The sequence below is a fragment of the Desulfovibrio sp. SGI.102 genome (assembly GCF_050314315.1).
Taxonomy (GTDB): domain Bacteria; phylum Desulfobacterota; class Desulfovibrionia; order Desulfovibrionales; family Desulfovibrionaceae; genus Desulfovibrio.
On sequence record NZ_JBNPNC010000127.1, the window covers coordinates 1 to 739 of the forward strand.

Genomic DNA, 739 nt, shown 5'->3' on the forward strand with positions numbered 1-739 from the left:
ACCGGGAACCAGCGTAAACGGCATGAAAATGGATCCTCGTTCGTGCAGCTTGAAGCCAGCCTCCTTGAGCCGGGCGTTCTGCTCGTAGAACTCCTTCATGGCCTTCTTTACCTTATATAAGGAAGGCCCACCGGTCTTGCCGACCATCCTGAACTCGAAGCACATGGAGCCGCCGTTCACACCAAGCGCCTGGGACAGCCAATAGCCGTTGTCGCCTTCGTTCTCCCACAAGCGAAAGCACACGAGGGGATCACCATTGGCTTTGTACGGCCAATGAGCGCAGGCGAACCACGTTTCTTCGTGCTCCTCGTCGTCACCGGTCACAAGCGCGTACTGGCCGCGCCACGGCGTTCTGTCGCCAACACGCATGGATATGGCCTTATTCATGGCTTGGAAGATTTGCCGCTCAACGCTCTCGGTAAGCGATTCAACTTCAATGGTGTCAGGGTTGTCGAGAAGGTACAGACACATTTCTTTCGTGTAAGACATAAATAACTCCTATCTTATAATAAACGAAAAGCCCCCTGCATGAATGCAGAGGGCTTTAGCCGAAAGCCATTTTTCGGCTTTTTACTATTATACCATATTTTATAAAAAAGTCAATATGGAATTAGTATTACTCTTATTTTGTCCGTTATTTTTTAAATCATAGCGTAGTATGATAAAAATATCCTATATAAGTCCAATATATTTCTCGAAGAAAGCTTTAGAGGATGTCCGGCATGTTTTTTGATTTTAA

General features: G+C 46.7%; 1 protein-coding gene. It reads right to left on the bottom strand.

Translation table 11 applies throughout. The features are described 5' to 3' along the window. Positions 1-489: hypothetical protein (locus ACQRCJ_RS12455; protein WP_427799944.1), on the bottom strand; the 489-nt coding region annotated here is incomplete at its 3' end. Between the last annotated feature and the right edge of the window lie 250 nt (positions 490-739).